The sequence below is a fragment of the Shinella sp. NM-101 genome (assembly GCF_021401195.1).
Taxonomy (GTDB): Bacteria; Pseudomonadota; Alphaproteobacteria; order Rhizobiales; family Rhizobiaceae; genus Shinella.
Genome location: NZ_JACBFT010000040.1, coordinates 1 through 6,822, shown reverse-complemented (window position 1 = coordinate 6,822; position 6,822 = coordinate 1). Strand labels below are relative to the sequence as shown.

Here is a 6,822-nt window from a genome sequence, read left to right as displayed (position 1 = left end):
CTGCGCCCTCCCCCCTCTGTCCGGGGGAATGTCAGAGGCCATTCCCCCGGAAAGACCGGGGAGGCTTCGCCCAAGGGGGCTTCCCTGCGGGACTTCGGGAAAAAGGAGACAGAAAATGAGCATCTACACCCAGACCGCCCGTTTCGACACCGGCCGCGCCCTGACCGAAGCCGAAATGCGCCGCATCGCGCCGTCCATCTTCGCCGTGACCGCCCATGAGAGCAGGTCCGAGCGCTTCAAGCCCATCCCCACCATCGAGGTGCTGCGCGGCCTGATGAATGAAGGCTTCATGCCGGTCGGCGCCAAGCAGTCCAGCAGCCGCATCGAGGGGAAGGCCGATTTCACCAAGCACCTTATTCGCATGCGCCGGATCGATGACGGCAAGGTCTATCATGTCGGTGACACCGTCTGCGAAATCCTCCTGAAGAACGCGAATGACGGCACCAGCGCCTACGAGCTGATGGCCGGACTCTTCCGCATCCGTTGCCTCAACTCGCTGGTAACGCAGACCGGAACCATCGACGCCATCAAGGTCCGGCATTCCGGCGACGTGCAGCACAAGGTCATCGAGGGCACCTATCGCGTCCTCGGGGAGGCCGAGCGCACCCTTGCGGCCCCGCAGGACTGGTCCGGCATGCGGCTGAAGCAGGAGGAGAAGGAAATCCTTGCCGATGCGGCGCATGTTCTCCGGTTCGGGGACAACGAGGGCGAGACCAAGACGCCGATCAAGGCGGAGCAATTGCTGGTTCCCCGCCGGCACGACGACCGCAATGACGATCTCTGGACCGTCTGGAATGTGGTTCAGGAAAACGCCATCAAGGGCGGTTTGCGCGGCGTCGGCCGCGACGATCTCGGCAGGCCGCGCCGTGCGACGTCCCGCGCCGTCAACGGGATCGATCAGGACATCAAGCTGAACAAGGCCCTTTGGCTGCTCGGCGAGCGGATGGCCGCGCTGAAATCCTGACCGGACCCACAAGAGCGCCGTTGCTACCCGGCGGCGCTCTCCCCATCACCAAAAAATCGGAGGCTCTACCATGAAGCCCGCGCATCCCGTCGTCATCTCCAATTTGCGGGAGATCACCGGCCATGTTCGCCCGATGGCCTTAGCCAATGCAATTCACGCTCGCGTCCCTTCCTCTTGGGGCGGCGCATTCTTCATCACGCTGAACAACATCCGCGACTGCATCGAAGCCGGAGACCGCTGGTTTGAGGAGGAAACCCCGGAAGGGTTCCGGGTTTCGACCGATAGCGGCTTCTCCTGCATCGTGCCGAGACGCCCTGCCTTTTGTTCAGTCCCTCATGCGGCCGCCGAGCTGGTGACGAACCACGAGGACGGAGACCAGATCGCGACCGCATCGAAAGGCGGTGAGGCATGAGCTACGCAATCAAGTGCCGCGTCGTCGGCACGAAAAGCTGGTCATTCCTGAGCAACCGGGGAAGCAACCGCTTGCGCATCCATGCAATCCGGTTTGCGACCGCCGAAAAGGCTCATGGCTTCATAGACAGAAACAGCGAAGAAAATCCGGCATGGGAATGGAAGGTCGTCGACCTCACCACCGGCAGGACCATCCGGGCAATGAATGGAGGTTGCGATGCAGGGGAACGCTGATCCACTTCGCGAAGCCGCGCCCGAGCTGCTGGAGACGCTCAAACTCGCCGTCGCTCGCGTGAAGCTGGCGAACGACGAAGGCGACCCGATCCTAAGCGCATGGCTGCCCGGCGCGCTGGCGACCATCGCCAAGGCCGAAGGCCGCGCCGCTTCCCGCAATCCCCGGTCCATAAGCATCGGAGAAAGGATGCTGGACGCCTTGCAGCGGGCCGAGCTGTTCATGTCGGGGTTCGAGGATGATCCTCTGCAAGAGGGCATTGATGACGATCTCGGCGCGATCAGGTCAGCGATAGCCGACCTGAAGGACGGCGCGGCCACCAGCACAGAGGAAGGTCCCGACCATGAATAAAGCACGCCGCAAGGCCATCGCCGACCTTATCGACCGCCTCGATACCTTGAAGGGGATTGCAGACGAAATCAGGTCCGAGGTCGAAACGATCAAAGACGCGGAAAGCGAGGCGTTCGAGAACCTGTCCGAGAGCTTCCAGGGCAGCGAGCGAGGGCAGGCGATGGAGGCGGCGGCCTACGCCCTTGAAGACGCCGTAGGTGCCATGGACGAGATCGGGAGCACAATCGATCAGGCCGTCGGATATTTGAACACGGCATCGGCATGATGCCGGTGCTTCTGCCGCTCAAACGCTTTCCTCACCACCCACTGAAAGGAGCCTTCTGATGACGAAGGATAATATTGTCCTGTTTGGACCGGACGGCGAAATCCGTGCAGGTCACTACGTCGCCACGGCGACGGTCGATTTTGGCCGCCGCAATCTGTTTTTCATGATGCCGGGGAAGGAGCGCCATATAGCGACCATCGCTGGCCGGTCGCGCTCGAAGCCCCTGCAATTCGACTTCGACGTGAAACGCATGTGCGCGGCCCTCTCCGCCTTCGATAGCTGGAGCGAAATCCCCGGCGTCGAGCGCCCCGAACGGGCAGCGGATGCCTGCCGCCTCCTGATCGAAGCCTATATGTACAATCCCGAACAGGTCGATTGGTCGGATATCCAGATCGCCCTCGATGCCGCGCTCGAAGCCTTCGGTCTACCGGAGGACTACCCGGAGAAAGTCTTCGCGGCCCAGCACGAGGACCTGTCATGACCGAGCCTCTGACCACCGAAGAACATGCCGCCGTCACCACCTACGCTCTTGCCCATGGCGAAAACTGGAAGGACGACCTTCTGGCCGACTGGATGGACGGGCGCACCCAAGGCACCTTGCAGCACCTTCGCAACACGCGCGGCCCGTCCTGGCTCGCGGACTATTCGCTGGCGGACTGGCCCAAGAGCCTGTTTTCCAACGAGCAAAGGGGCGCATGATGGAATCCGGTTCGCACGACTTCACCGCTCACGTCCATCCGGTCCTGGCGGTTGGCTGCCCCGATTGCGGCAAGCCTATCGGAGTCTGGTGCGTCAGGCCGAGTGGCCATCGCGCCAGCGACCTACACCGCAGCCGACGAATGGAGGCGGATCGCGTGTTTATAGACCAGCATGGCGAGAATGCTGCCATCAAACGGACGGCCGATGGCTGGACGATCTCGAAATAGCCTTCACCTTGCGGAACCGCTAAACGCCTGGCCATTGCGGTCAGGCGTCTGTTGCATTGGCGAACCTTGCGGCGGGCGAGCTGGCTGGCCGCGTGCCTTGTCCTCCCCGCGTCGAGCGGATCGGACCAGGACGAGGGGCACCCCGAAGCCCCGCCCCTCGAACTCCCCTGCCCCCCCGCCAAAACGGCGCGCCGCGTGCGGGCGCAGTCGACCCCGCCTTCCCTGCGGGTCGCTATGCTGAGGCTCCTGCGGCTGCGCTTCTTCCGCACACAACGCAGCGAGAATTCCCGAAATCCCGGCCATAGGCCGGCGCTATGCTGATCTCTCCGATATTCGCCTTCTTCACAGGATCGGGCCGCGCTCGCTACGCTGCGTACCGGAGCGATCACGGTGTAGCCTAATCCGGGAATAGGTCAGGATCTCGTTACACCTTTCAGCACGCGCTGGGTCGAAGCCGATTTCACAGCGGCCGCGATCTTCTCAAGAAAAGCCGCGCTCACATTGCCAAGCGGTTTGGTCGACTCGAAATCGAACGCCTTGTCGAGCTCGACGCGGTTGTACTCGTCGAGGATGATCCAGCACGGATAGGCAAGGTTGGTGCGGCGGCATTCCATCTCGGGAAAAGCAAGTGCGATCCGATCCGGCGGCGGCTCCTGCGATGTAATCGGGAACAGGAAGACCGCGCCGGGATTTCCGGGGGTGCGAACGACGATACAGACGGGACGCGCCTTACGGCCGGACTCCTCGCCGGCTTGTGCCTGGCGCGCCCACAGATAATGGAAGCGGACGATCTCGCCGCGTTCAAGCATCGTGATGCTTCCCGTCAAGGATTGCATCGATACCTTCCATCAACTCATCGTGGATATGTTCCGGTGCATCCTCCAGCCGATAAGCCTGCGCTTGGGGTTGACCCTTCAGACGCTCATAGGTTTCCGCCGTCAGGATCACCAGCTTCTGCTTGCCGCGCTTGGTGAGCGCGACCGGCTCGATCAGCGCGGCCTCAAGGATTTCCCCGGACGCACGATTCATATCGGAAAAGGTGAACTGCTTCATGGTTGCCTCGATGACTGTTCTACCTAATATACGTAAATCATGCGAAATATGCAATTGGATTCCGATGACGCAGCTGGGCTGAGATTCTTGGGCCACCGCCCGTTTCGGGCGGCGCGCTCTATGCGAAGGGGCACGGAGCCAGCCTGCGGCCGTCTCCGCCGATGCCGGTGACGATCGCTTGTCCTTCTCGGCTGCTGCGCATCCGGCACTGAGGCCCGCGCGCGGGCCGCATCGTTCGTCTCGCCCCTGACATCGCCGGGCGTTCGGTTCAAGGGGCAGGCGCGGCAGAGCCGCTTGTCGCGTCGGAAAAAAAACGGCTTTCACCGCTACGCGCCGAACCTTCCGTTTTTTCCCCGCCACGACCCCTTGATCCGCCCGCGCGCCGCCGTGGGGCGGGCTGCGCCCTCCCCCCTCTGTCCGGGGGAATGTCAGAGGCCATTCCCCCGGAAAGACCGGGGAGGCTTCGCCCAAGGGGGCTTCCCCTGCGGGAAAACGCAAACTCAGGAGACAGACCATGACCGAACTGACCAACTTCATCCGCTTCAACGAAGACGGCACCCTCACCGGCAACATCGCCTCCATCGCCTACGACATCGACATCACCGGCGAACCCTTCAGCAGTACCAACAAGGACGCGCCTGTCTACCGCATCCATGCCAAGTCCCCGCGTGGACGGCGGCTCGAACTCGGCGGCATCTGGAAGAAAAAGAACCAGAACGGCGGCGACTATCTCAGCCTCTCCGTTAGCACCGGCCACGGCAGGCTCAACGCCAATCTCGGCCGCTTCCCCGGTCAGGACGACGAAGACCTGATGGCCGTCATTCCGTGGGATTGATCGACCAGCCGACCGCAGGTTTGCCCGAGGGGATCGCTCCCTTCGGGCAGGCCGATACCAAGGAAAGAGATTTCAGGAAAGGAGGATGACCATGGACAGCCCGAGCACCGACACCCTCGGCATGGCGCTGGTGGAAAAGGGGTTTGCACCCAACCTTGCCGTTCTCGACATCAACAATTCGTTGTCTGTCCCGCACGGCTTTGAAATATCCGCGCCGTGGCACCTGCCGTCGCGCATGTTCCAGTTTCCCATCGAGGTCTGCCGCCCTGACAATGAGCAGCCGCGCAAACTCGGCCTGCGCCATCCGCGCTTGGCCACCCATCCCTACGTGCGCCATGTCGAAGCGGCGCTTGGTTTCGAGATCGCCCGCGACGGCGCGCCGAACCGCTACGGTTATACTAGTGCCCCGACCGCCCGCTGGTGGCACGCCGTCGATCTGGTCACAGCCGGGAAATGGCGTGAACTGCTGGCAACGCAGGAATTCACCGAACCCGCCTGCATCATGAACGCCGTCACCTATGGCTGCCGCTATTCTCGCCATGACGACAAACGGGCCGCTGGCTATATCACTACCGCCGAGGCCCGCGAGATCATGCGCGAGATCGGCGCGACCGAACCCAGCGAACGCGGAGCGGTCATCCGTTCCTTCTCCGCTCCAAGCGTTTGCCGTCAGGAGAAGGGCGCGGAACACTGGCCGATCAACACCGGCCGCCAATGCGCCGAGGACGCGGCATGGGGGATGATCTTCGGCATCGAGGACGGCTGGTTTCGCTATGACCGTGCCGGATATCTGCAATGGTCCGAGCTTGGCCGGGAACGCTACGTGGCGGGCGAAAGTGCCACCTACACGCAGGCTAGCGGCCAGACCGCTTTCGCATTCTAGGGCTTTGCAGGCCGGTATCCGACCGATGGCCGGACCTGCCTGCTGGCGCATGTTTTCGCAACGGGCTGGATCGCAAGCCTGTCATCAACCGAGAGTAGGAAATCCGATGAGCAAGCACAGAGTCACGATTGTCCAGATTTTCCGGGCAGAGCGCCGGATCACTGTCGAGATTGATGCGGCAGATCGAGAAAGCGCCATAGAGGAATTGCAAAGCGGCGCGATCGATGCGCCCGACTTTGATGATCCGAGGTGGGCGACCGGCTGGGACATTCTGAATGAGGTTTACGAATGAGCCGCTACACGATCACGCTTCGCAAGGGCGAACGAACGGACCACGAGGCCGTCATCGGCTACGATCCACCTCTGCGAACTTATTTCTTGCAGGGCTTCGAGGCCGATGGTGATTGCGGGACGCCGGAAATCTGGCTCGGCGTCGTCTTGGAGGAGTTTCCCACCTTGGAAGGGATCATTGAGGAAGCCCGCGCCAATGGCTATGAGGTCAGCAATCTCGATCATGCTGATATGATCGCCATGCTGCGAGAAGCAGGCCACGAGCATGAGCCGTCCATCGCCGAACGGCTCGGCTTCATCAAGTAGCGCCTCCTGCCCCTCCGGCTGCGGAGGGGCAACCGCGTCGTTACCGTTCGGCACCCGCATCGAGCGGGCGCGAAGCGGTCCGAGGGGAGCCCCGAAGCCCCTCCCCTCGTCTCCCCTGCCCGCCCGATAGAGGTGGAATAGGCTCTCCTCTTCCGCCTGGTCGTGCTCTTTTCGTAATGACCGTTTCCCGATGGTGCCGATCGTTATCCAGCCGCAGCGCCGTGAGGACGGCGCGGCCGCGGCCGCAGCGAACCGGCCCCGCCGGTGAGCGGAGCAGGCGGAGGAAACCCGCGCTCCCCAATAGC

General features: G+C 62.6%; 13 protein-coding genes. 11 read left to right on the top strand and 2 right to left on the bottom strand.

What is annotated here, in order from left to right:
* Positions 1 to 115: 115 nt before the first annotated feature.
* The 7 genes from L0976_RS28345 to L0976_RS28315 all read left to right on the top strand — a co-directional run bounded on the left by L0976_RS28345 (position 116) and on the right by L0976_RS28315 (position 2,922).
* Positions 116 to 964, top strand: coding sequence for a DUF932 domain-containing protein (locus L0976_RS28345; RefSeq protein WP_234190725.1), 849 nt, complete (start codon positions 116 to 118; stop codon positions 962 to 964).
* A 70-nt stretch (positions 965 to 1,034) separates the two neighbouring features.
* Entirely contained in the window at positions 1,035 to 1,376 is a 342-nt protein-coding gene (locus L0976_RS28340; protein ID WP_234190723.1) for a hypothetical protein, read from the top strand.
* The gene (locus L0976_RS28335) at positions 1,373 to 1,609 is read left to right on the top strand and encodes a hypothetical protein (protein ID WP_234190720.1); all 237 of its coding nucleotides are present in this window, start codon (positions 1,373 to 1,375) and stop codon (positions 1,607 to 1,609) included. Before L0976_RS28340 ends, L0976_RS28335 begins: the two co-directional genes overlap by 4 nt.
* Positions 1,593 to 1,958, top strand: coding sequence for a hypothetical protein (locus L0976_RS28330; protein WP_234190718.1), 366 nt, complete (start codon positions 1,593 to 1,595; stop codon positions 1,956 to 1,958). The genes L0976_RS28335 and L0976_RS28330 overlap by 17 nt, the downstream gene beginning before the upstream one ends.
* On the top strand, positions 1,951 to 2,223 hold the full coding sequence (locus tag L0976_RS28325; protein ID WP_234190716.1) for a hypothetical protein: 273 nt from the start codon (positions 1,951 to 1,953) through the stop codon (positions 2,221 to 2,223). Before L0976_RS28330 ends, L0976_RS28325 begins: the two co-directional genes overlap by 8 nt.
* 58 nt (positions 2,224 to 2,281) lie before the next feature.
* Positions 2,282 to 2,704, top strand: a complete 423-nt coding sequence (locus L0976_RS28320) for a hypothetical protein (protein WP_234190714.1) — start codon at positions 2,282 to 2,284, stop codon at positions 2,702 to 2,704.
* Positions 2,701 to 2,922 (top strand): hypothetical protein, encoded by a 222-nt coding sequence (locus L0976_RS28315; protein ID WP_234190712.1) that lies wholly within the window; start codon positions 2,701 to 2,703, stop codon positions 2,920 to 2,922. The genes L0976_RS28320 and L0976_RS28315 overlap by 4 nt, the downstream gene beginning before the upstream one ends.
* Positions 2,923 to 3,562: 640 nt before the next feature.
* Here L0976_RS28315 and L0976_RS28310 read toward each other — a convergent pair.
* Positions 3,563 to 3,958, bottom strand: a complete 396-nt coding sequence (locus L0976_RS28310; RefSeq protein WP_234190710.1) for a type II toxin-antitoxin system PemK/MazF family toxin — start codon at positions 3,956 to 3,958, stop codon at positions 3,563 to 3,565.
* A complete protein-coding gene (locus tag L0976_RS28305) occupies positions 3,951 to 4,202 on the bottom strand; it encodes a type II toxin-antitoxin system prevent-host-death family antitoxin (RefSeq protein WP_234190702.1) in 252 nt (83 codons plus the stop codon). Before L0976_RS28305 ends, L0976_RS28310 begins: the two co-directional genes overlap by 8 nt.
* 514 nt (positions 4,203 to 4,716) lie before the next feature.
* Between L0976_RS28305 and L0976_RS28300 the strand changes: the two genes are divergently transcribed.
* From L0976_RS28300 to L0976_RS28285, 4 genes are all read left to right on the top strand, one after another.
* Positions 4,717 to 5,037: a DUF736 family protein gene (locus tag L0976_RS28300; RefSeq protein ID WP_234190691.1), complete on the top strand. Its 321-nt coding sequence runs from the start codon at positions 4,717 to 4,719 to the stop codon at positions 5,035 to 5,037.
* 85 nt (positions 5,038 to 5,122) lie between these two features.
* Positions 5,123 to 5,920 (top strand): hypothetical protein, encoded by a 798-nt coding sequence (locus L0976_RS28295; protein ID WP_234190689.1) that lies wholly within the window; start codon positions 5,123 to 5,125, stop codon positions 5,918 to 5,920.
* Between the two features lie 106 nt (positions 5,921 to 6,026).
* Positions 6,027 to 6,212 (top strand): hypothetical protein, encoded by a 186-nt coding sequence (locus L0976_RS28290; RefSeq protein ID WP_234190688.1) that lies wholly within the window; start codon positions 6,027 to 6,029, stop codon positions 6,210 to 6,212.
* Positions 6,209 to 6,517, top strand: a complete 309-nt coding sequence (locus L0976_RS28285) for a hypothetical protein (RefSeq protein ID WP_234190686.1) — start codon at positions 6,209 to 6,211, stop codon at positions 6,515 to 6,517. The genes L0976_RS28290 and L0976_RS28285 overlap by 4 nt, the downstream gene beginning before the upstream one ends.
* Positions 6,518 to 6,822 lie beyond the last annotated feature (305 nt).